Here is a 23,290-nt window from a genome sequence, read left to right on the forward strand (position 1 = left end):
CTCAGGCGCCCCGTTCCAACTGTGTCGCCTGTCAGGCCGCCGTCGCGAGCAAGCCCGCTCTCACAGTTGGATCGTGGAGTGTCAGGTAGATAGGCGTCGGCTGTCAGGCCGCCATCGCAGGCAAGCCAGCTCCCACATGTTCGATCCCGTGTTGTCAGGTAGAGACGCGTCGGCTGTCGGGCTCTTATCGCAGGTCAGCCAGCCCCCTTCGGCGCACGCTGATCATCAAAAAACACCTTCCTGCCATCCACCCGCTCAGACGCCCTGGGCACATTCACGCCTTGGCCTTCCGGCTTCTCCACATACCAATAGCAATGGCTGACCGCCCGGGTGATCCCCACATAGGCCAGGCGCAACACCTCGTCTCTCTGGGCATTGTCATAAGGCTCACTGTCGCCATCCTTACCCAAGCCCGCCATGCGATAGACCTGATTCTTATACGGCGAGCTGGTGACATGCTGACAATCGCCCAGCAAAAACACCGCATCCGCCTGCAAGCCCTTGGCACTGTGATAAGTCAGCTGTTTAAGCCTGCGCGCCTGAAGCGCCGAGCTAGAATCCACATTAACTACAGACTGAATATGCTCTTGAATCAATAACTTATCGCTACTTTTTCGATAAAGCATCAGGATTGAATCGCCCCGCTGATAGTGCTCGAGCAACCGCTGCCCCAGTGCCGCGTCGTCACGTTCCAACACCGTGACGGGCACCAATACCTTGGGCTCGCCACTGGCCTTGGCCTTCTTGCCCGGGATGGCCGGCGCGCTACGGACGATATGTTCGGCAGCGTCGATGATGTGCTGGTGGCTGCGGTAGTTCTCGCCCAACATCACGCGGGTGGTGCTGGGCGAAACAAACTCCTTGTTGAACTCCATGAAGTACTTGGGCGAGCTGCCGCGCCAGCCATAGATGGATTGCCAGTCATCCCCCACGCACAGCAAGGATGAGCGTTGGGCTGCGCGCCCGACGTGCATGGCCGGCCCACGGCTGCGGATTTCGCGCAGGCTGGCGCGGATCCAGGACACGATCTGCGGCGATACGTCCTGGAATTCATCGATCATCAAGTGCGACATCGGCCGCAACAAGGGATCACTCAGCAGCTTGAGGTTCTCCGGGGTGTTTTCGCCAAACAGCGAGAACATCCGGTTGTAGGTCATGATCGGCGGCGATTGTTCCAGCAGGTGATCTTCCAGCGCCTTCCAGAAAATGCTCAGGGCCTCGAAGAACAGCCGATCCGGGTCGTCCTTGGCAAAACTCATCTGGCCAACCGCCGTGGGGACATCCAGGCCGAGGTTCTCGATAAACCCGGCTGCCATGACAAAACTGTCCAACAGGGGCGCCGAAGCGAGTTCGCCTTTGACCTTGTAATCAAAGCCTGGCCCGGCCGTGGCATCGCCGCCCAAGCTGCTCAAAAGGCGCTTTGAAGATTTGTAATTATCCAGCCATATCAGTGGCTTATTACAGAAAGCTTGAAACAACGTGCGCTTTACTGCCCATTCTGCACGCACCGAGAGTTTCGAATTCGGCCGACTGATCTGCGGGTTTTCACGCCCATCGAACCCCAGTACCACCCAGGCGTCCAGCTCCGGGATGTAGCCGTGGCAATGAAATCGCGCGCCGTTGATTTCAAAGGTCTGACGGCTGGGTTCGATACCTTTGATCGGCCAGGCACCGGCGCGAAACCACAGGTCCTCAATCACATCACAGAGTTCTTCATCGCGCTTGGCGGCCAATTCAGTCACGGCCATACGCTTTTGCACGTCAGGATGATCGCGCTCCAGCTCCTTGAGCTGAAGGCTATGGCGGGCCAAGGGTGCAATCAACTCGCGAAAACGCTGATGGCGGCCATACAAGCGGTGATAACAAGCGTTCATCTGCTGGCGCTGGGCGTCACTGATACGCAGGTCGAAGGGGTTGCTGTCGGCGTCTTCAAAACCACCGCTGAGGTTCTCAAAGGCCTGCAGCCGCTCAAAACCCGGCAGGCTGCGCACCATCGGCAGGATGCGCGAATGAAAGGTGCGCACCAGCGCCTGGGCTTCCTTGCTGCCAAGGGGTTGGCCCCACAGGTTGAGAATTTCCATGAGTTTGTTGATGAAGTCCTTGCGCGACTCGCGGGTGAACGTCACCACAGTCATCGAACTCAGTTCAAAGCCCAGGTAATGGCTGAGCAGCAGGATGCGCAGCACCAGGGACGTCGACTTGCCAGCGCCGGCCCCCGCAATCACCGAGGTCGAGGGGGTGTCGCTGAAGATCATCTTCCATTGCGCCGCGCTTGGCTGCGCATGGGCTGGCAGCAGGCGCGCGACATCGGCCTTCATGCGCTTCTTCACCTCTGCGGTGAGCGGCAATCGCCAATCGTCGAACAGGCTGTCATCTATGCCTGGCGCACGGTGCTCATCGGGGCGAAAGTCACGAATCAGCAGGACTTGTCGGCCCTCCTCGATGCCATCAGCCCTACCCTCACGGTAACCGTACTCAACGCCAGCCTCATGCCCACTGCAAAAGCCGTCGGCCTGGCCATGCAACCAGGAAAATCGATGCTGCGCACGCAAACGGGTGAGGCCATGGCCGAACAGGCGCGCGGCAAGCCGCTTCAACAACGGCATTTCAGCCAAGGGGCGCAGTTCGGGGGGTAGATCAGGCTGTTGTTGCGACACGCGGACTCCTGCGGTGAGCTTGTTTTGACCAAGCCGTCATGGTCGCCGGAAACGCCGCTCAGTTCCAGCCAAATGCTTTGTTGTCATGCAGTTAGGCGATGAAGTGAAAGTGAACACCGGGGTTAAACATCGAATAAATGAATCATAAACAGGCATTTTTTACGCTTTTTCTCGATCATGCGCTGCTGGATGATAGGTTCATCAACAGGAGACGATCATGCTTGAACTTCGACCTTTCAACACACTGGGCGGCGCCCACCATGGCTGGCTTGACGCTCATCACCACTTTTCCTTTGCCGAATACCACGACCCCCAGCGCATGCACTGGGGCAACTTGCGGGTATGGAACGACGACATCATCGCCCCCGGCAGCGGCTTTCCCCAGCACCCGCACCGCGACATGGAAATCATCACCTATGTGCGCGAAGGGGCCATCAGCCATGCCGACAACCTGGGTAACAAAGGCCGCACCGAAGCCGGCGACGTGCAAGTAATGAGCGCAGGCACCGGCATTGCCCACAGCGAGTACAACCTGGAGGCTACGCCAACCAAGATCTTTCAGATCTGGATCATCCCCAATGAAGCCGGCTTGCCACCGTCCTGGGGCGCCAAACCGTTTCCACAAGGCAACCGCGAGGGCTTTGTAACCCTGGCCAGCGGCAAGGCTGGCGACAGTGAAAGCTTGCGAATTCGTGCGGATGCACGCTTGGTGGCAGCTAACCTGAAAGCTGGAGAAAGCGCGGAGTACCGGCTGGACAGTGGCCGCCGGGCGTACCTGGTGCCCGCCACGGGCGTGATTGACGTCAATGGCGTGCAGGCAAAGGCGCGAGATGGTGTGGCGGTTGAGGATGAACTGGTATTGCGGGTAACGGCGATTGAGGACAGCGAAATCGTGCTGGTGGACCTGGCCTGATCTCAACTCTTGTTGCTATCTAATGTGGGAGGCGGCTTGCTCCCTCCCACACTTCTACCGCATGAGTGTCAGTTATTGGCTGATTGCCCCATCAACCAACACCTGCGCCTCCTCCACCAGTTGCTTGAGGTGCTCTTCGCCAACGAAACTCTCGGCGTAGATCTTGTAGATGTCCTCAGTGCCCGAGGGCCGTGCGGCAAACCAGCCGTTTTCGGTCATGACTTTCAAGCCGCCAATCGCCTGGTTGTTGCCCGGCGCATGGCTGAGGATCTGCTGAATGGTCTCCCCGGCCAATTGCGTGGACGTGACCTGCTCCGGCGACAGTTTGCCCAGCAGGGCTTTTTGCGCTGGAGTGGCTTTGGCATCCACACGGATAGCGAACGGCTCACCGAGGGCATCGGTCAGGCCGCGGTAGATCTGGCTGGGGTCCTGGCCTTTGCGCGAGGTCATTTCGGCGGCCAGTAAGGCCGGGATAAGGCCGTCCTTGTCGGTGCTCCACACGCTGCCGTCCTTGCGCAGGAACGAGGCACCGGCGCTTTCTTCGCCGCCAAACCCCAACGACCCTTCAAACAAGCCATCGGCAAACCATTTGAAGCCCACTGGCACTTCGTACAGGCGACGACCAATACGCGCTGCGACGCGGTCGATCAGGCCGCTGCTCACCACGGTCTTGCCTACGGCTGCATCGGCGCGCCAGTCCGGACGGTTCTGGAACAGGTAGTCGATGGACACCGCCAGGTAGTTGTTGGGCGCCAGTAAACCTCCGGAAGGCGTGACAATGCCGTGGCGGTCGTGGTCCGGGTCGCAGGCGAAGGCAACGTCGAAACGCTCCTTGAGCCCGATCAGACTTTGCATGGCGTAGCTGGAAGACGGGTCCATGCGAATCTGGCCGTCCCAGTCGACGCTCATGAAGCGGAAGGTTGCGTCGACCTCGGTATTCACCACCTCCAGGTTCAAGCGGTAGTGCTCGGCAATCGCCGACCAGTAGCGCACCCCTGCTCCGCCCAGTGGGTCCACGCCCAAGCGCAGGTCGGCGCTGCGGATCGCGTCCATGTCGATCACATTGATCAGGTCGGCCACATAGCTGTTGAGGTAGTCATGGCGATGGGTGGTGTCGGCCTTGAGCGCCTGGGAGTGAGTGATGCGCTTGACCCCGGCCAGCTTGTTGGCGAGCAGTTCGTTGGCCTTGGCTTCGATCCACTTGGTGATATGGGTATCAGCCGGGCCACCGTTAGGCGGGTTGTACTTGTAGCCGCCACTTTGCGGCGGATTGTGGGACGGTGTAATCACAATGCCGTCCGCCAGGCCGCTGGTACGGCCGCGGTTGTAGCAGATGATGGCGTGGGAAATCGCCGGCGTCGGCGTGTACTCATCGCCCTCGGCCAGCATCACATGCACGCCGTTGGCCGCCAGTACTTCCAAGGCGCTGGCACCGGCTGGCGTCGACAATGCATGGGTATCCAGGCCGACAAACAAGGGGCCAGTGATGCCCTGCGCTTCGCGGTACAGGCAGATGGCCTGGCTGATAGCCAGCACATGCCACTCGTTGAAACTCAGTTCAAACGAGCTGCCGCGGTGCCCGGAAGTACCAAAAGCCACGCGCTGAGTGGAGATCGCTGCATCAGGCTGGCCGGTGTAGTAAGCCGTGACCAGTCGCGGGATATCCACCAGCAACTGGGCTGGCGCCGGTTTGCCCGCAAAAGGACTGATAGTCATGCATAAACCTCGAAAAGAAGGATTCGGAAAAAATGACAGTTTACTGGGACTTGGACTACTGCGCGACGGTATCGATCCGACGATCTAAAGAGAAATTTCACACACTACTCAGTCTGCGCCTGCCGTAGTGACTGCGCCAGCGTATCCAGGGCGATGTCCAGGTTGGGATGGCCGCTGAAGGTATGGCTCAAGCGCATATGCTGGTGATGTAAACCACTGAGGCTGAACAGCTCGCCGGGGGCAATCACTACCTGCTGGGCGAGCATGCGTTGGAACACCAGGCGCATGTCCACCGGCGCCATGGACTGCAACCAGAAACTCGCCCCGGCCACGGGCATGCGGTAGTGCACACGCCCTTGCATACGCGCATCCAAGCGGTGACTCATGGCGTGCGCCTGCTCATGGAGGCGCTGGCGCAACGTCTGCAGGTGCTGGTCGAACCGACCGCTTTCGTACAGCCGGGCAATGGCGCGTTGTCGGATAGCGGACAATCGAAACGAACGCAGTAAGAATTGGCGCTGCAATTCACTGCTCATCTGCTGCGCCAGCAGGTAACCAAAGGGCGCCTCCGGGCCCAACACCTTTTCGAACGAAGAAAATACGATCAGCCGCTCTGGGTTGACCAGGCCGCGCAAGGCCGATCCGGGCGGCGCAAAGCTCAGGTCACCAAAGGTATCGTTCTCCAGCAACCAGCAGCCGTGCTGGTCGAGCAGACGCGCTACGTGCAGCCGCTCGGGCTCGGTCATGGCGTTACCCGAGGGCATGCTGACCACGGATGAGAGCAGCACCAGGTGCACCGGCTCATGGCGCAGCAGGTGCTCAAAAGTGGCCAAATCGGGGCGGCCGTCGGCGCGCCAGGGCCATTCAATGACCCGCACACCAGCGGCCTGTAGCAGGCGCAACACCAGGTAATCGCAGGGAGATTCAACCACCACCACGGTGCCTTTAAGGCCCAGGGCATCAATCAGGATGTCCAGTACGCCTTGAAGGTCGGCCCCCACATACACCTCATCCGCTTGCCAACAACGGGTGGGCGACGAGGTATAGCGTGCGGCCAAGGCGGCGCGCAACTCCCACACACCACAAGGTTGCGAAGGTTGCAGGTGATGGGGATACCGGCGTACCAATTGACGTTCCAGCGCCAGCAACGCGCCATCCAGCGACCCCAACAGCGCCGGTTCATCGCCACTGAGCACCACCATCGCCGGGCGCCGGGCGGCCGTGTACAAACGCTCGAGCAAGTCTGTACCTGCCATAAGGGGCGCGTTTGCAGCCACGGGCCAGGCGAAGTAGCCGGACTTGGCCACCGAGTACACTCGTCCTTCCTTTTCCAGCAACGAATAGGCGTACTGAATCGTCGAGATCGACACATTCATGCGCGTCGATAACTGCCGCAGGGAAGGCAGTTTCACTGGCGTTTCCCGGCTGACTTCGTTGATCAGATTGATCATGTAGCGGTACACCGCCTGATAGGCAAAGTCTACTTGCCGCTCCCCCCGAAGGTTCATTGTTGATCACCGGCTTTGATTGGCGAATACACGCTGCTAACGCCCCGACACTTGGGCGATGCGCACCTTGGGCCGCGCCAGCGTTTGTTTGCATACCCGCATGCCGCGCCCTCCCAGCAGCGGGTGCTTACGATACAGGTGCTGCAACAGCGGCAGCGGCAGCCCACTGGTATCCACTAGCCACTGGTGCAGGATGTCCGCAGCGGGTTTGCCCTGTAGTGCCTTGTGCAGTTCAGGAAGTGCCACCAGCATGCCGGGATGGCATTGACGCAAGAAGCTCTCCAACCGTTCGCCATGTTGAACGAAGGGCGCAAACAACAGGCACGTCAACTGGCTGTCGTCCAGGCCGGAGAACTCCTGAATGTAGGCGGTGGACAGCAACTGCCCCTCTGGCCCTGACGCTTCTTTGATCAGCGCGACCGGTACTTGCCTGCGGTGCAGGAAGTCTGCCGCACGCCGAACAAACCCCGCGACGCCATGTTCGTAGGACAGCTCACGCAGACACTGGGCCTGCACGCCGTGCAAATGCGCCATGAGCAATGGGTTGGGATAGGCGGGATGGCTGAAATGGAACTCGAACGGGTCCCGTTTGTAGGCGAGGAACCCGGTGAGCAGTGGCGCATGGGCGACATCGGCGTCCTTGAGCAGATCAGCGATACCGATATAGGCCAAATGACGATGCCCGCCCCGGCCCGGACTTTCGTTGCCGGCATAGTGCTCGCCATAGAGGTCGCGGTAGCATCCCACGCTCCATTCCTCCATGCGTGCAAACCACCCATTGAGCGACGATGGCTTGCCGGGCGCAAATGCAAGGCCGGTCGCCAGCGCATTTTTTTTCAGCCACGCGATGTATTGGCTTTGCTTGCGCACTGAATCACCGCTGACCAGGGCATGCACGCCGCCGTTCCAGGTAGCGACCCGCTGGTAGAAATCGCCCAGGGCCAGGAGCGTGTCATCGCACAGGGCGGCGCGGATATCGCCGGACGTCAGGTGCCCAATCATCAGTTTGTTACGCTGGCTGATTTCCCGAGCGGCACTGGACGCCGGGCGCTGATGGTTGAACGGCAGCACCTCATGGTTTTCCACCATCAACAGCTCTACCCGTGGGTCGTCATGGAAGAACAGCGCTGCGTAGCCTTGATTCAGGCAGTCGAGCGTTGCTTGAGTCATACCCGCATGCCGCAATGTTGCCACCCGTATCTGAAAAGTCTTGGGCGAGCGGCCGGCAATGGTCAGTTGCGCCGCACGCAGTAACGCGAGGGTGTAGCTGCTCACTTCGCCGCCACCGTGGGCGATCAGTACTTTGTAATTGCCCACTTGTTCCATGCCGCCTGCGGCCACCACGATGCGCTGAACGAGCAATTGAAGTGACGTTCGTTCGGCACGCGTAAAGTGCCCGATTAAACGTTGCAGAACTTGCTGGTAAACATAGCTCATGGCTTGTTCATGAATAGTGCTCATCGTTCTACTACCCGAGTTGAAATATCAGTTTCAAGCAACTACCAAACAGCGTTGCTCGACTTATTACATCTGTAGGCTTGTCATCCAGTGCGCAGCACAAGTTTGAGTCAACATTAGCACCTTGCAACAAAAGCGCAGGTGAGAGCATTGAGGGGGCCTATGGCCGCCCCGCCGGAGAATCCAGCGCCTGCGCGGGCTCTAGCGAAATAGCTGTTAGCCTTAGGAATGTTCCGACAACGTCCTACACTGTTTTAACTAAGCAATTAGAGAATTGTCCGACAAACATTAATCACCTGCGCACCTTGGGTGCGCGTAAAGCAAAAGGGTATTCGTTTTGCACTTGCCGAAAAAAACAATCCGAGCCTCGTTAGTTGTGAAGGTGCGTGACGCAACTGCCGTGTAATCAATCATGGCTCAATCCTTGAGATGACAATGAAGACTCAATTATCGGCACTCAAATAATGATTAACAGATACAGAACAGCGTCAAAAAGCAGCTCAGATGAGCTGCCTGCCCAACTTAAATGACGCCCACACACAAGCGCCGCACTGGATTTCAGGGCGGCGCAAGGCAATAACAGTATTGTTTACGGGGCAGAACGCCCCTGCGGCGGCTCAACCCCGGTGCGGGTTAAGCCCTGTCAAATGGCGCATTTGCCTCATCAGCTCAGGCGCCGGAGTATTCATTTGCGAATACTCCTACAGCTCAAACAGCTTCAACCTGCAACGCCACCCGTTCGCGGCAAGGGCATTCATCCATGTATCGGTGCGCTTCGACGAACTGACTGAACGGAAATACCGTTGTCTTCAGTGGGACAAGCACCCGGTCGGCTGTCAGCTGGTTGATATCGCGCAACGCGCGCTGCAACGCCACGTGATCCTGGATAATGCCCAACTCCGGCTTGCCGGTGAAGTTGCCGATACAGTGCACAAAGAACTGAATGTTCTTCTGGAACGCCGCACAGGCCGGGAATGGCGTCTGGTTGCCACCTTGCAGGCCATACAGCACCAGGCTGCCACGCGGCGCCAGGACGTCCCCGAGCAGCGACATCTGCGGGCCACCCAGGCCATCGAACACTACGTCGACGCCCCGGTTGTCGGTGAACTTGTTGATCTGCATCAGCAGGTCTTGCTCTTCGGTCACGATGACTTTTTCTGCCCCGAGGGACAGCAGGTATTCACGTTCAGCACTGTCTTTGGTGGCCGCAATCACCCGCACACCCAGGGCCTTGCCCAACTGCACAAACGAAGGGCCGGCACAGTGGCTGGCATCGGTCACCAAAGCGAACTGGCCGGGTTTGACCCGCGCCAGGTCCATGTAGGCAAAGTACGCAATCAGCAGTGGCGTGTAGTGCACGCTCGCTTCAATCGGACTCAAGACATCCGGATAACGGGTCAGGGCCGAACGGGGCAAGACGATCTGCTCGCCATACACCGGGTAATCATTGGGGCTCTCGGCCGGAAAACTGGCCACTTTATCGCCCACCGCCAAGTCATCCACGCCGTCGCCGAGGGCAACCACAACCCCGGCCATCTCATGGCCCAGGCCAGAAGGCAGGCGTGCATGGGAAGACGCCAGGTTCTGGCGCCACAGAATGTCGTACCAACTGATGCCGATCGCGTCGACACGCACCTGCACTTCGCCCGGTGCGGGCTGCGCGGCCGCATGCTCTTCGCATTTGAGCACCTCGGCCGGACCAAACTTGTGAAAACGGATCGTGCGGGACATCGCAAACCTCGTCAAAGTAACCTCTAATGCCATGAACTTTATCTGGGCTTTGGGGGTAAGACCACCGGTCACCATTAATAGTCGACATGCCTGTCATTGATTCCGCGAAGGAGGAACACCCCTCAACTATCGTAGGAAAAATCAATTAGCCGGTGCAGAGTACCAGCCTTTCCCCGTAAGATTCATGCCGGTCATCCCTCTGAATCGAACCTCAGGGGTTGCTACATGACCGCTCACATCAAGTTTGCTGACTCTTCCAGGACACAAGATGAACCGTAACGACCTGCGTCGTGTCGACCTTAACCTCTTGATCGTATTCGAAACCTTGATGCATGAGCGCAGTGTGACCCGCGCCGCCGAGAAATTGTTCCTCGGCCAGCCGGCCATCAGCGCAGCGTTGTCACGCCTGCGCGGGTTGTTCGATGACCCCCTGTTCGTGCGCACCGGGCGCAGCATGGAACCCTCGGCCCGCGCCGTGGAAATCTTCGCCCTGCTCTCCCCGGCCCTGGACTCGATCTCCACCGCCGTCAGCCGCGCCGCCGAATTCGACCCGGCCACCAGCACCGCCGTGTTTCGCATTGGCCTGTCCGACGACGTGGAATTCGCCCTGCTCCCGCAACTGCTCAAACGCCTGCGCTCCGAAGCCCCCGGCATCGTGCTGGTGGTACGCCGCGTCAACTACATCCTGATGCCCGGCCTGCTGGCCTCCGGTGAAATCTCCATTGGCGTCAGCTACACCGCCGACCTGCCCGCCAACGCCAAGCGCAAGGTGCTGCGCCGCAGCCTGCCCAAACTGCTGCGCGCCGACAGCGTACCGGGCTCGCTGAGCCTGGATGACTTCTGCTCACGGCCCCACGCGCTTGTGTCCTTTGCCGGCGACTTGAGCGGGTTTATCGATGAAGAGCTGGAAAAACTCGGCCGCAAGCGCCACGTTGTGCTCGCGGTGCCGCAGTTCAATGGCTTGGGTACCTTGCTGGCGGGTACGGACATTCTGGCTACGGTGCCGGATTATGCGGCGGAAGCGCTGACCTCGGCGGGTGGTTTGCGTGCCGAGGACCCGCCGTTACCGGTGCGCTCGTTTGAGCTGCATATGGCGTGGCGGGGTTCGCAGGATAATGACCCGGGGGAGCGGTGGTTGAGGTCGCGGATTCAGATGTTTTTTGGCGATCCTGAGAGTCTTTAGGCTTTGTCGGGCAGGCAGTTTAGCTGATCATTTTTGCCTTTCGACAAACCATGGAGCTCCATTCACTTCCATTGGTTTGCTACCGGCCCTACCCCGTAGTATTGGCCGAGCCGTAGTGAGCGCACCACCTACCACGCTGGGAAAACGCGTAAAAATGTAAAAAATTATGATGGCATAATGCCTCGGCAACCTGCAAAATCCACACGCTTCCAATGGATTTGAAGGACAGGTTCCGATGACATGGCCAGTCAGGCTGAAACTCGACAGCGCAGCCTACCCGCTCAGCGTGGTGCAACGCGCCGCTTATTCCCTGGCCGACACTGTCGCGATCCAGGTCGGTATTGAAACCAATCAGATAAGCCTCACGGCCCACCCCGCTGAAGCAAGGCTAACGCTTTCCCCGGAGCAGGCTCACTCGCTGATCCTCCAGCATCTGAACGACTTCGCCCTACGCGACCATATCAACCGCGAAACAGCAGGGTTGCGCGAAGTCTTAGCCCGAGCCGCGCTCGCTGGATGTGGGGTTTCGCAGTGACACTGATTGCGACAGACGTCAAGCACTACCGCTTGCTGCCTTTTCGATTCATGCGCATGAACACGGGACATGACCGTGACATCCTACTCACCTCCGATACCGGTGAGTACATGCACGTGAACGACACGCAATTACGAGCCCTCAGTTACTTCGACGTTCAAGCAAGTACGACTTTTTACAAGGACCTGCTGGCCCGCCACTTCATTTACGAGCCAGGCTGCCACGACCCGCTCCCGGAAATGGCCGCGCAGTATCGCAGCCGCAAGGACTTCCTCTTCCAGGGCCCTGCACTTCACTTGTTCGTGGTTACATTGCGCTGCAACCACACCTGCCAGTACTGTCAGGTGTCGCGGGCCCCTCTGGGCGGATCCGGCCACGACCTGTCGGAAGCGGATGCACAGGCGGCGGTCGATCGCCTGTTCGAATCCAATGCTCCTGCCCTGACTGTGGAGTTTCAAGGTGGCGAACCGCTTCTGGCCTTCGAGCGCGTCCGCCAGATTGTCAAATGGGTGGTTGAACGCAACGTGGTCGAACAACGAGATATCCAGTTCGTCATCACCACCACCCTGCACCACCTGACGGAGGAAATACTCGACTTCGCAGAACAAAATCGCATCCAGTTTTCTACGTCGCTCGATGGGCCGGCATCCTTGCACAATGCCAACCGCCCTACCCCGTCACGAGACTCCTACGAACGCACTGTAAAAGGCATCCAGTGGGTCCGTGAGCGTCTTGGTCATGATTCAGTTTCCGCGCTGACCACGCTGACCTCAAGAAGCCTCGAACAGCCTGAAGCGATCATCGATGAGTATGTAAGCCAGGGCTTCTCCAGCATCTCGCTTCGGCCTCTGAGCCCTTATGGGTTTGCCACCAAAAGTGCCCATCGACTTGATTACCCTATTGAGCAGTACCTCGCCTTCTACAAGAAGGCACTGGCCTATTTACTGCGTATCAACCAACAGGGCGTATACCTCTCAGAGAGTTATACAAGCCTGTTGCTGAAGAATATCCTGACACCCTTCTCATCCGGCTATGTAGACCTGCGCTCCCCTGCTGGCGCAGGCACTGCGGCGCTGGTTTACAACTATGACGGTTACGTCTATCCCTCGGACGAAGCCCGAATGTTGCTGGAGATGGGTGAAGACGGCTTGAGGCTCGGCACCGTACACCAACCCTTGTCTGAATTACTCGCATCGCCCGTTATGCATGCGTTGCTCGCCAGTGGTGTAGCAGAGGCGCTGCCGGGCTGCTGCGACTGCGCACTTGTCCCGTACTGTGGCGCTGACCCCGTCGAACACTATGCCCGCCAAGCTGACCCGATCGGGCACCGAGTGTTCAGCAGCTTCTGCAAGAAAAACATGGGGCTGCTGAAGCATCTTTTCGGCCTGCTTTGCGATGGCGACGACAACGTGCAGAGGGTGCTGCTGTCTTGGTTGAACAGGCGCTCTTACAACGATGTCGGGTTCCCGGGTTACAGGGGCTGATGGCAATGCTGCGCAAAGATACCCACTTCAAAATCCATCACCTGAATGAGCCGAAACTGCTCAAGGTCATCACTCTGGATGAGTTCATCGAACAAGGCCTGGCTGTGTGTGCCGGAAGCGCCGAGTTCGGTGACCTGCTGCTTTGGCTGCCAAACGAAAAACGGCTACGGAGCCCGCATCTGCTCTCATTACCAGTGGGAGGATTCCTGATCCCGGAGCCAGTGATCGGCGACTTCGACAGCGCGCGGCCATACCTGCACACCCCCAAAGATGCGGATGTCGTGCAGCCCGGCGATGTCATTGCCATCACACCAGGCAGCGCGTTGGTGCGAGTGCTCTATCGACGAGGCTCAGACAGCAACCTGCTGTTCATGACCGATCGTTGCAACAGCCTCTGCCTGATGTGCTCGCAGCCGCCCAAAGATATCGATGACCGTTGGCACATCGAGGAGAACCTACGGCTGATCGACCTGATGGACTCCGGCGAGGAAAATCTGGGAATCAGCGGCGGAGAACCAACGCTTTATCGCGACGGCCTGCTTGAAATCCTGGCCAAGTGCAAAGCCGTTTTGCCACAGAAATCCATTCATGTACTCAGCAACGGGCGTCTGTTCCACGACCCGAGCTGGATCGCAGCGCTCTCTGCCATCAGCCACCCTCAGTTGAGCTGGGGCATCCCCCTGTATGCCGACAATGCCGAAGACCATGACCATGTGGTGCAGGCTCCAGGCGCGTTCAGCGAAACCCTGCGAGGTCTTTACAACCTGGCGCGCGCCAACCAGATCATCGAGATACGCGTGGTACTCAATCGCCTGACCACGCCACGCTTGCCCGAGCTCGCCCACTACGTGTTCAGGAACCTGCCCTTCGTGCGGCATGTTGCGCTGATGGGTATCGAAAGCACCGGCCTGGCCAGGAAAAACTACGAAGAACTGTGGATTGACCCGCTGGACTATCAAGGGTCGTTGAGCCAGGCCGTGTATTTCCTGTTCAACCGCGGAGTGCCGGTTTCGATCTACAACTTGCCCCTGTGCCTGATCCCGGCCCACCTCTCGCGTTTCGCCCGCCAGAGCATCTCGGACTGGAAGAACCTGTTCATCGATACCTGCCAACAATGCGCTGCCGTCAAACATTGCTCTGGCTTCTTCAAATCCCACACCGACCGCTGGCAGAGCCGCGGCGTACAACGACTATCGACCGAGGCCTTTAGCGCCTATGCAAGGAGTGCACAGTGAAATTGCTCGACCGCTGGAAAGTCCTGATCAGTGGGATCAGCCTGCTGCCAATAGCAGGTACCACCCTGGCACAGGCGGGCCATCTGCCACTCGCCGATGCGAACTGGCAACCCAACGACAAGCTACAGCCCCCGGTATTTGCCGATACGCTCAATGCGCCAAACACCGTCAACATCTATGCGGCGCATCGCTCGCACAGTTCTCACCGGTCCCACAGCTCGCACAGTTCTCACTACAGCGGCTCGGGTGGCTATAGCGCACCTCGCTACTACAGCCCACCCGCTACTAGTACCCGAGGCTACAGCGCGCCGAGTGCTTCGAGCAGCCCTCCAAGCAGCAACAGCCTTTATCAGTCGTCTGGCACTACCAGCGGGACAAGTTCGAGCACTTCTAAGAGCCGCGCGACCAATGAGCAGAAAAGCAACCTGGTCACCCGTGTGCAGACCGCGCTGATGGTGCGCCAGTATTACCAAGGCACCATTGATGGGGTGATGGGCAAAGCAACACGTGGTGCGTTGATGGCCTTTCAGATGGACAGTGGGCTGACCGTGAATGGCCGGATGGATACACCATCGCTGAATGCGTTGGGGATCAAGATTCCATAAGTCGCTTCAGGTTAAAGCTAGCGTCCGTTCAGCAACGGAGGAATTATCCCATGCAGCATATCATTCAGGTCGACAACACTCTCTGGGCATTGACCAGCCGCCTGCAAGGCAAGGAACTGCAAATACCGTCGCGTAGCGCCCGTTTCCGTATCACGACCGTTGATGCAAATCGCGTTGTGATTGAGACCGGATCGGAAGACTCGCAGTTGGCGCTGACTCGAGCAGCTTTCCAGCAAAAGTTGGACTACCTCGCTGGTGACAATCATTTAGGACAAGCACAAGCTGTGGAAATCAGCTCCAACCATACGTACGAAAAAGCCGGCCCACTTTTGCCAAGCGGCTCGTTACAGAGCCGAAAATAAACCGGGCAGTCTTCATTATTGAAGCAAAAGTAGAAATTTTCATTTGGGCTGTTGCAGACAGCAAGGGACAGAGCCTTGTCAGACCTAAATTATCAAAAACAGGCGCAGGACTACTATGGTAAGGCCCCCGTCATCATTCTGGGCAGCGGCGCGTCCGCTGCACATGGCGTGTCTGGAATGTGGGCATTGGCGAACCACTTGGTCGAAAATACGGACATTTCAGGATTGAACACTGCCGAGATCGACGCGTGGGCTAAATTCTGTCAGTTGCTGAAGGATAATGTCGACTTGGAGGCAGCCCTGCACCAGGTCGATGCTTCTAACACGCTCACGGCAAGAATCATCAAGTCCACTTGGGCGCTGATAAACTCTGAAGACAGCAAAATCTTTCAGGATAGCCTCCAGAACAATTCGATGTTCCCCCTGAGTCGGCTGCTTGAACATATGTTCATGAGCAGTCTGAAAATTATTAACATCGTGACTACGAATTATGATCGGTTGGCAGAGTACGCCTGCGATCAGGGTCGGATTCACCACTACACCGGGTTCACGCATGGTTATTTCCGCCAGCTTGCAGCTGCGACGGAAATAACCGCTGCGCGCCGCGTAAATATCTGGAAGGTGCATGGATCCCTTGATTGGTTCCAGTCCCCTCTTAACGATACCGTTGCCTTCTCAGTCACTCAGGATGTACCTGATAAATATGAGCCTCAGATCGTAACCCCTGGCAGCCAGAAATATCAGAAAACCCACCTTGAGCCATTCCGTTCCATCATCAACAACGCCGATACGGCCATTAATGAGGCAGGCTCATATCTGTGCATTGGCTACGGTTTCAATGACGAACACATCCAGCCGAAGCTCATGGCGAAATGCCTTCGCCAGAAAGCACCAGTCACAATTATAACCTTTGCGCTTTCCGAGTCTGCCAAAAGACTAATTCTTGAAGGCAAAGCCCAAAACTATCTGGCAATCGAGCGCGGCGCAACAAACGACCAATCAATTGTCTACTCCTCTCTGAGTGATACCCCAGTGACGGTAGAAAGGAATATCTGGAGTCTTGAAGGTTATCTGTCACTCATAACGTAGGAAAACAATATGCCGATCTTTAATTTTAAGGATGAAGAAGCGCTTGGAAAAGTGGCCTCCGTCGATACCGCAACTGTCATGGTGGAAGTGGAGAATGTCCACCAACTCAAGCGCCTGCAGGTGAACCATCTGGCCGTTCTTCAAAGCAGCAGGATCGGCCAACACCTTATCGGACTCATTACACAGGTGACACGGAAGCGGGCCATCGGCGATCTCGTAATTGATGGGATCAATGATCAACCTTCTGAGTTGAACCTGTGCCGTATCTCTCTGATTGGCACCATGCTTGACCGCGATGGAGAACGTGAGAATGTTTTTCGCCGTACGCTGGAAAGCGTTCCAGAAATTGATGCCAATTGCTTTTCGCTGGAGGGTGACAATCTTACCGGATTCATGCGCACACTCTCTAACGTAGCCGCAGGTGGTAATGCCCTGACACTCGGCAAATACACTTTGGATGAGCATGCTGTTGCCTATCTTAACGGCAACAAATTCTTCCAGCGCCATGCATTCATTGGCGGAAGCACCGGCTCCGGAAAGTCTTGGACGACCGCCAAAATCATTGAGCAGATGTCGGGGCTGGCTTCTGCTAACGCGATTGTCTTCGATCTGCATGGCGAATATTTGCCTTTGGTGGGTGCCGGTATTCTGCACTTCAAAGTGGCGGGCCCCGCAGACGTTGAGGCTGGACGCACCCTTGATAAAGGTGTGCTTTACCTACCGTATTGGCTACTGTCGTACGAAGCGCTCGTTTCCATGTTTGTCGACCGGAGCGACCAAAACGCGCCTAACCAGGCCATGATCATGGCGCGTGAAATTAACCAGGCGAAAAGAAAGTACCTTGAGGACAACGACCAAACAGATGTGCTGAAACACTTCACAGTGGACAGCCCGGTTCCATTCGATCTCGATTTCCTGATGGGCAGACTGAATGAGATCAACATCGAGATGGTCCCTGGCGCTAAGGCTGGCAGTGAAAAGCAGGGCGATTTCTTTGGCAAGCTTGCTCGAATGATCTCTCGGCTTGAAAACAAGATCTCCGATAGACGCTTGGGCTTTATGTTCAACGGCGGTGGAGACGTTCTGGATTTCACCTGGCTTGAAAAATTCGCCAGCGCCGTGCTCGGCAGCACTGGTGAGAACGGTAAGGCTGGCATTAAAATTATCGACTTCTCGGAGGTGCCGTCGGACGTTCTGCCGCTGATCGTATCCCTTGTTGCGCGGGTCACGTTCTCCGTTCAGCAGTGGACTCCTTCTGAGATGCGTCATCCTATTGCGCTCCTTTGTGACGAAGCGCATCTCTACATGCCGCAACGCAACATGGCCGATTCTGCCGATGATATCTCCCTGGATATCTTTGAACGTATCGCCAAGGAAGGTCGAAAATACGGTGTTAGTCTGGTGGTGATCAGCCAGCGCCCGTCTGAAGTTAACAAGACGATGCTCAGTCAGTGCAGTAACTTCGTCTCAATGAGGCTGACGAACGCAGAAGACCAAAGTGTTATCAAGCGTCTGCTTCCTGACAGCCTGGGCGGCTTCAGCGACATTCTTCCGACTCTTGATACGGGTGAAGCCCTGGTCGTAGGTGATGCTAGCTTGTTACCGAGCAGGATCAGGATCGACGAGCCCGCAAACAAACCTAATAGCGGTACGGTAAATTTCTGGGATGAATGGCAAAAAAATGCCAAAGATAACCGCCTCTCGACTGCTGTCGAAAACTGGCGCAAGCAGAACATCCAGTAATAAATAAAACCTCAAGGAGCATCTGCCCCCTGAGGTTTTATTGTTCGAACTGAGTATGCTTCTTCCTGCACAGGAAGGATATAGATTTTAGCCCCCCAGTATTCATCCAAGGCTTTGAAATACTGCCAACGCCAGAATCTCTGCCTAACCGCTCTTGGCTATGTCGTTTCAGAAATAGACTATAACTTACTAGCTGAAGGTTGGCCAAAGTTCCCCCTTATGAGCCAGACAAAAAACCAAATATTAAAAAATATTGAGAATGCAATCTTTCGACTCCAAGACCGCGACTTCATATTATTCTCACCAACAAACGAAATCGAGGAGGTTGCAGCCTTACCTCCAGCAATAAAACAGATCACACAGAATAGAAAATATTTTAAATGCGTATGTTCTTTTGAGCGCGTAACATTCTCCACTTCAGAGTTAAGTTTGCCGTATAACCTCCTCAGCCTTTCAGTTTGTCCAGACGTCGGAATGAGTACCTTATCGCCAAGCTCCTGGCTATTTATCAGAAGCTCCACAGGCGTTTCCTGACAAATTTTCGAGCCATCGCGATGCGAACAGACGCTTGAATTCAAACGTTCAATATCATCCTTGCTAGGAATATTCGCCAACCAAGAGTCACCGTATCGTCTAAATTCAGGTTTCGATTGCGTTATCTCAGGAGGCAATGTATTAAAAATACTCCGCGCCCTTTCGCAAATATTTTTTTCTTGCATAGCAAGCGCCAAGTTAGCCTCACAAAGCGAATTCAAAACCGTATATCTGTCATTATAGAAATCTAGATACTTACCAGTGATTGCATTGGTTCTAACTTTGCTTTCCTCATGAGATTTCGCCTGTGAATCCACAACCAGATACATACACCCTACAAGTGTTAGGAGACACCATAAATGATCGTAAGCGTGTTTGAATTTTTGGCTTTTAAAAACATTTGCCACCATCATAATAGCGGCCCATCCCCACATAAATGCAATTAGAAAGCTTGTACCATTACTCCAAAACCCTCCAATATAACCCGCCCCCAAATGAAACTCATTCGGAATGAAAAAAACCAGCGACATAGGTATACCCAGCAACGACAAAACGCCTGGTAGGAGTACGATTGCGAGCATGGCTATTCCCGCCTTTTTCCCGAGAATAAATCCGCCTCTAACAAGCATGAGCGCGAGAGGAGCAAGCAATACAAACAACAGCCCTGCGATTATTTTCACTCCCGCGACCGGACTTAAATTAAGTATGGGTAGCGGGAAATCTGGATCATGGATATTATTCAATAAGCCAAATAGACCAATACCCTCAAGATTTTGAGATATGCCGTATGCCGCTATGTATGCGAAGAAAAAATACGGCTTAAAAAATATTAATATCAGCTGCACTATTTTCCACCAGTGAAAACCAAAGAATTTTTGCCAACAGTATAATTCCAATCACGAGCAATGCGCACGCAGCCTCATCAAGCCAAAAGCAACAAACTGTATCGATTCATATAAAGATCAGCGGCGATTCGCAAAGCCAATGGGTCGATGCAAATTACTCAATTTCTGCGTCCGCTCATCACATCTTAGTCTTCCCGATCAGATGGGTTTGAGGTTCATCTTGGCTTCAAAGATCAGCAGATCGCTTTCCTCGTTGTTGATCATCATGTTGACTAGGCGAGGGCTCACTTCGATCTCGCCGCCGAGCGTCGGACGCACAGTTTCGGGGTACCGTTCGAGCATCAGATCCGCCAGGCCATGGCTGTAGCCATCGCGGATGAGCTTGATCTTGGTATCATCCGCAGTACCGTATTTGATGAGTTTGTAGAACCCTGGATCCAGGGCACCTACCCCATTCAGCACCTCGACGAACTTGAAGATCTTGTTGTCGAAGAAATCGTCCTCGTCCTTGAGACGGACGATTGCCAGGTTAATACGCTCGCCGTCATCCTTTTGGGAGATCCTTACCCAGTTCTCGTACTTGCTGTCGCGATATTTGGTATCACCCCATTTACCCACGAACACGTGATCGCTATGGCTAGTCTCGACCAGCTTTTTCCAGTACGCGAGCGTCTGTCGGATCGTCTGCTTGACGCTGAGTTTCTTAAGCTTCCAATCCAAGATCATGGCGTAGAAATTCCGGGCAGGCTCTTGCTTGAGACGCACCAGGTCGCTGTACTCTCGGCTATTGTCGAAGTGATCGACGAACGATTTGGAGATTGCAAGCATCAGCCTGTCAACGGTGTTGATGACGCCGTTCGCCTCGATACCTCGCCTAATCTTCCGCTCAATAGCCTCCTCCTCTGAGAACACGTCAATTTCACTGACACTGTTCGCGATGAGGAGCTTGCCCACCTGAGTGGTAACGTACCGACACTCCCGATCTTTAACCACGCCAGGATGCAGATTCTCAAGACGAGCCACGGCGTCGTCGTAGAGAACCGACACCTTCCCATCGATGATCTTGGTGGCTTCAAGCAGAACGTTGCTGACAGTGTCCTTGACCACCTTTGAGACGTTGACGGATTTATCGTAGAAAGTCTCAAGCGCTGCATTGTCGCGTGTGTAGCCATTTACGCCCAACAGGTAGACGCTGGACTCCAGCTTTCTCAACGCAGCCTTAGCTCCAGGCGCGAAGACCTCACTGAACCGGTTGACGCGTCCGACCAGGTTCTTGAATTGAGATGGCGTCAGCTTTTGCTTCCCTTTGAAAAAATCAAAGACGAAGAGTCGTTCGATCGGTAGGTTCACCCCTTCCAGAAGCGTGGAGTTGCAGACAAGAAACCTCATCTGCTTGGAGCTGCTGAACAGGCTTTCCAAGTAAAGACGGATGGTGTCAGGGATCGAACCATGGTGGTACATAACCCCTTTGCGCAAGCAGCCGATCAGTTTGTAGCGTCGGTCAAAAAGCTCTCCTAGCTCGGCACAGGCCGTCTGGATCAGCGGACAATCTACGGGCGGCAGCACGGCTGCCAGTTCAACCGCAAATGACTCAATGCTTTTCTTCCTGTTGCCGTAAACGATGTTTTTGGACAGTGCTTCGCCCTTGATGAGCTCGAAGCAGTTGGCATACCTCCGATCGAACTCCATCCAGTCATTCAGGAAATGGTCATAGAGCTTGAGCTTCGCCTGGCCCCTCCCAGCCCTAAAATCCCTGATGTAGAAGCGCTCAGACTTGATGTACTCGTCGATCTTGAATCCGCTCGGGATCATGTCCAGGAAGCGCACACGGACGTTGAGTTCATCGCACAGGAAGGGAGTCAGGAACTTGAATGATGTTTCCGGATTACGAGCCCCCAGGATGCACAGCATGGCAGCCAGTAACTCACTTCTGCGGTCGCTCTGCAGCAGGTTGTGGGCCTCGTCGACGAAGACCATATCGAAGCTCAGCCCGGCGTTCTCGTTCAAGAGCCTGTTGAGCCGCTCCTGGGTCAGGACAAATGCCCTGTTCTTTCGCTCAACCGAATACATCTCGGGGTGGGTCACCACCTTGCCCAACCCCTCAATGTCCGCGTAGATCAACCGCTTTTTCGTCTGGGCCAGCAGAGCCTTAGAGGGCACGAGGATCAGGATCCGCTGCCCTGGATTTTCCCTCACCGATTGGATGATGAGCTCAGATTTACCGTAACTGGTCGGAGCAACCACGACTGACGACTTACGGTACTCCGACTGAACAAATGTCCGCAGGGCATCCTGTTGCTCAGTCAGCACGATGCCTTGATCACGGAAGGTATCGATGTAGCTGCCCACGATGTTTCGGATGAACGACTCGCTGCGGTGATCATCCTCGGAAAAGTAGCTGCTGATTACTGCTGAGACAGGGTGCAGACCACTGTTGAGTGCTACATCGTACAGCGCCTGGTACTGACCCGAAGCGTTACCGTAAAACAGGATAATGCGGTAGCCGAGACGCCGAATTTCGAGGGTCTTGTGGTTAAGGAGCAGCACGGCGATAGCCAAAAGTTTCACAATCTGTGTGTTACCCAGTTCGTCTCCCTTGAGGAGTTGGAAATACAAATCCTTGAACTTGGTGTTGCCCAGTTTCCTGATAGTCAGCTCTTCCATGCTACTGCTCCGCCTCCTGCCTCAAAAACTCTTCCAGCTTTTTCATGGTGCCTTTGTGGAGGGACAGCACCCACACCGTTTTGAACACAGCTTCAGCTACCAGCTTGGTGGTGAAATTTGACACGGTATCTTCGGCGATAGCCTGGGACACTTCGCTGAATAGGGCAGAGACCAGAAACACATTGTTGTCCGAAGCACTCGCCCCGTCTTCTTCAGCCAAATCACCTTCCATCTCCAAGATCTCAATAACCGAGTCCCGGTAATTAGCTTTGTTGTGGATCGCATTTTTCGCGGCATTTATCGCGTTGAGCCAGTGATTGAGCTCCGGCTCAGCCAAACGCCTCTTGAGGTCATCCCGAGCCAAACGCAATTGCGCACTTGTGGCCGAGCAAGAAGTTTTGTCCGCCCCTCTGCCCCCCGACTTGACCTCGGTGATCCAGACGTTGTTGGTTGAGGTCTCGTATAGGAGGAGATCGAAGCCCTTCCGGATACTCTTCTCTTCCATATTGAAGAACGGGGAGACCACATCGAAGTTGGGGAAGAGCTTCAGAATGATGACGTGAGACAGGAGTTCACCCAGCATACCAATTCGGGTTTCCCAAGTTTTCTTGGAATAGCGCTCGTTCCAGAAGTGCTTAATCGTCGCAGGGTATTTGTAGATCGCCCTGTCCTTGCTGGCCTGATCAGCACCATGGCAGATACGAGTAAGGTTTTCCCTCAGCGCGAGCTTAAGCTCATCAGAAAAATTCTCGACACAACACAGGGCATACTGGTCTACCTGCTTGAAGCTCACGCCATCCATAACACTTCCTACAAACACTAAACCGCAGAATCCTCTTGCGGTTGCTGCGCGCGATCAATGATCCCGCCCTGATTAAGGGTAGGCACCAGCTGAGCAGCTGTGCGCGCGAGTGAGATCTAGTCAGGGATGACCGATAGCGGCACTGTGCCAGCGTTACCGCAAGTTAGCGCGAATGACGGTACCGGTAAACAAGATCGGAGACAATTTTTGGTACAAATCGTCGGAG

17 protein-coding genes are annotated in these 23,290 nt (G+C 55.7%); 9 read left to right on the plus strand and 8 right to left on the minus strand.

Annotation, left to right across the window (positions count from 1 at the left end):
- Window positions 1-194: 194 nt before the first annotated feature.
- The gene (locus tag BMH52_RS19600) at window positions 195-2,657 is read right to left on the minus strand and encodes a UvrD-helicase domain-containing protein (protein ID WP_073844746.1); all 2,463 of its coding nucleotides are present in this window, start codon (window positions 2,655-2,657) and stop codon (window positions 195-197) included.
- 217 nt (window positions 2,658-2,874) lie between these two features.
- On the opposite strand from BMH52_RS19600, the gene BMH52_RS19605 reads away from it, so the two are divergent.
- Window positions 2,875-3,570 carry a pirin family protein gene (locus BMH52_RS19605; protein ID WP_073844747.1) on the plus strand — a complete coding sequence of 232 codons (696 nt, stop codon included), beginning with the start codon at window positions 2,875-2,877 and terminating at the stop codon, window positions 3,568-3,570.
- A gap of 72 nt (window positions 3,571-3,642) precedes the next feature.
- On the opposite strand, the gene pgm is transcribed toward BMH52_RS19605, so the two are convergent.
- The 4 genes from pgm to BMH52_RS19625 all read right to left on the minus strand — a co-directional run bounded on the left by pgm (window position 3,643) and on the right by BMH52_RS19625 (window position 9,983).
- A complete protein-coding gene (pgm, locus tag BMH52_RS19610; RefSeq protein WP_073844748.1) occupies window positions 3,643-5,286 on the minus strand; it encodes a phosphoglucomutase (alpha-D-glucose-1,6-bisphosphate-dependent) in 1,644 nt (547 codons plus the stop codon).
- 104 nt (window positions 5,287-5,390) lie between these two features.
- Complete coding sequence (locus BMH52_RS19615; RefSeq protein ID WP_014718391.1) at window positions 5,391-6,794, minus strand: PLP-dependent aminotransferase family protein; 1,404 nt, start codon at window positions 6,792-6,794, stop codon at window positions 5,391-5,393.
- 36 nt (window positions 6,795-6,830) lie between these two features.
- Complete coding sequence (locus BMH52_RS19620; protein WP_177345100.1) at window positions 6,831-8,255, minus strand: hypothetical protein; 1,425 nt, start codon at window positions 8,253-8,255, stop codon at window positions 6,831-6,833.
- Between the two features lie 705 nt (window positions 8,256-8,960).
- Complete coding sequence (locus BMH52_RS19625; RefSeq protein ID WP_014718390.1) at window positions 8,961-9,983, minus strand: zinc-dependent alcohol dehydrogenase family protein; 1,023 nt, start codon at window positions 9,981-9,983, stop codon at window positions 8,961-8,963.
- Window positions 9,984-10,251: 268 nt separating this feature from the next.
- Between BMH52_RS19625 and BMH52_RS19630 the strand changes: the two genes are divergently transcribed.
- From BMH52_RS19630 to BMH52_RS19665, 8 genes are all read left to right on the plus strand, one after another.
- The gene (locus BMH52_RS19630; RefSeq protein WP_034127379.1) at window positions 10,252-11,166 is read left to right on the plus strand and encodes a LysR substrate-binding domain-containing protein; all 915 of its coding nucleotides are present in this window, start codon (window positions 10,252-10,254) and stop codon (window positions 11,164-11,166) included.
- 235 nt (window positions 11,167-11,401) lie between these two features.
- A complete protein-coding gene (hxsD, locus tag BMH52_RS19635) occupies window positions 11,402-11,701 on the plus strand; it encodes a His-Xaa-Ser system protein HxsD (RefSeq protein ID WP_073844750.1) in 300 nt (99 codons plus the stop codon).
- Window positions 11,698-13,185: a His-Xaa-Ser system radical SAM maturase HxsB gene (gene hxsB, locus BMH52_RS19640; RefSeq protein ID WP_073844752.1), complete on the plus strand. Its 1,488-nt coding sequence runs from the start codon at window positions 11,698-11,700 to the stop codon at window positions 13,183-13,185. Before hxsD ends, hxsB begins: the two co-directional genes overlap by 4 nt.
- Window positions 13,185-14,420 carry a His-Xaa-Ser system radical SAM maturase HxsC gene (hxsC, locus tag BMH52_RS19645; RefSeq protein ID WP_073844754.1) on the plus strand — a complete coding sequence of 412 codons (1,236 nt, stop codon included), beginning with the start codon at window positions 13,185-13,187 and terminating at the stop codon, window positions 14,418-14,420. The genes hxsB and hxsC overlap by 1 nt, the downstream gene beginning before the upstream one ends.
- On the plus strand, window positions 14,417-15,025 hold the full coding sequence (hxsA, locus tag BMH52_RS19650; RefSeq protein WP_073844756.1) for a His-Xaa-Ser repeat protein HxsA: 609 nt from the start codon (window positions 14,417-14,419) through the stop codon (window positions 15,023-15,025). The genes hxsC and hxsA overlap by 4 nt, the downstream gene beginning before the upstream one ends.
- A gap of 50 nt (window positions 15,026-15,075) precedes the next feature.
- Complete coding sequence (locus BMH52_RS19655; RefSeq protein WP_073844758.1) at window positions 15,076-15,387, plus strand: hypothetical protein; 312 nt, start codon at window positions 15,076-15,078, stop codon at window positions 15,385-15,387.
- 75 nt (window positions 15,388-15,462) lie between these two features.
- The gene (locus BMH52_RS19660; protein WP_073844836.1) at window positions 15,463-16,476 is read left to right on the plus strand and encodes an SIR2 family protein; all 1,014 of its coding nucleotides are present in this window, start codon (window positions 15,463-15,465) and stop codon (window positions 16,474-16,476) included.
- 9 nt (window positions 16,477-16,485) lie between these two features.
- On the plus strand, window positions 16,486-18,219 hold the full coding sequence (locus BMH52_RS19665; RefSeq protein WP_073844761.1) for an ATP-binding protein: 1,734 nt from the start codon (window positions 16,486-16,488) through the stop codon (window positions 18,217-18,219).
- Between the two features lie 179 nt (window positions 18,220-18,398).
- Here BMH52_RS19665 and BMH52_RS19670 read toward each other — a convergent pair whose 3' ends face one another.
- The 3 genes from BMH52_RS19670 to BMH52_RS19680 form a co-directional block, all read right to left on the minus strand.
- Complete coding sequence (locus BMH52_RS19670) at window positions 18,399-19,598, minus strand: hypothetical protein (RefSeq protein WP_073844763.1); 1,200 nt, start codon at window positions 19,596-19,598, stop codon at window positions 18,399-18,401.
- 198 nt (window positions 19,599-19,796) lie between these two features.
- Window positions 19,797-22,262 (minus strand): DEAD/DEAH box helicase, encoded by a 2,466-nt coding sequence (locus BMH52_RS19675; protein ID WP_073844765.1) that lies wholly within the window; start codon window positions 22,260-22,262, stop codon window positions 19,797-19,799.
- A 1-nt stretch (window position 22,263) separates the two neighbouring features.
- Window positions 22,264-23,064: a hypothetical protein gene (locus BMH52_RS19680; protein ID WP_073844767.1), complete on the minus strand. Its 801-nt coding sequence runs from the start codon at window positions 23,062-23,064 to the stop codon at window positions 22,264-22,266.
- Between the last annotated feature and the right edge of the window lie 226 nt (window positions 23,065-23,290).

The sequence above is a fragment of the Pseudomonas sp. BTN1 genome, from assembly GCF_001907715.1.
Lineage (GTDB): Bacteria > Pseudomonadota > Gammaproteobacteria > Pseudomonadales > Pseudomonadaceae > Aquipseudomonas > Aquipseudomonas paracarnis.

Excerpts from the sequence above, each read along its gene's own strand:
- BMH52_RS19620 (WP_177345100.1), bottom strand. The coding sequence starts at position 8,255 with ATGAGCACTATTCATGAACAAGCCATGAGCTATGTTTACCAGCAAGTT.
- BMH52_RS19615 (WP_014718391.1), bottom strand. The coding sequence starts at position 6,794 with ATGAACCTTCGGGGGGAGCGGCAAGTAGACTTTGCCTATCAGGCGGTG.
- hxsD (WP_073844750.1), top strand. The coding sequence starts at position 11,402 with ATGACATGGCCAGTCAGGCTGAAACTCGACAGCGCAGCCTACCCGCTC.
- BMH52_RS19675 (WP_073844765.1), bottom strand. The coding sequence starts at position 22,262 with ATGGAAGAGCTGACTATCAGGAAACTGGGCAACACCAAGTTCAAGGAT.
- BMH52_RS19655 (WP_073844758.1), top strand. The coding sequence starts at position 15,076 with ATGCAGCATATCATTCAGGTCGACAACACTCTCTGGGCATTGACCAGC.
- BMH52_RS19605 (WP_073844747.1), top strand. The coding sequence starts at position 2,875 with ATGCTTGAACTTCGACCTTTCAACACACTGGGCGGCGCCCACCATGGC.
- BMH52_RS19630 (WP_034127379.1), top strand. The coding sequence starts at position 10,252 with ATGAACCGTAACGACCTGCGTCGTGTCGACCTTAACCTCTTGATCGTA.
- hxsC (WP_073844754.1), top strand. The coding sequence starts at position 13,185 with ATGGCAATGCTGCGCAAAGATACCCACTTCAAAATCCATCACCTGAAT.
- pgm (WP_073844748.1), bottom strand. The coding sequence starts at position 5,286 with ATGACTATCAGTCCTTTTGCGGGCAAACCGGCGCCAGCCCAGTTGCTG.
- BMH52_RS19625 (WP_014718390.1), bottom strand. The coding sequence starts at position 9,983 with ATGTCCCGCACGATCCGTTTTCACAAGTTTGGTCCGGCCGAGGTGCTC.
- BMH52_RS19665 (WP_073844761.1), top strand. The coding sequence starts at position 16,486 with ATGCCGATCTTTAATTTTAAGGATGAAGAAGCGCTTGGAAAAGTGGCC.
- BMH52_RS19680 (WP_073844767.1), bottom strand. The coding sequence starts at position 23,064 with ATGGATGGCGTGAGCTTCAAGCAGGTAGACCAGTATGCCCTGTGTTGT.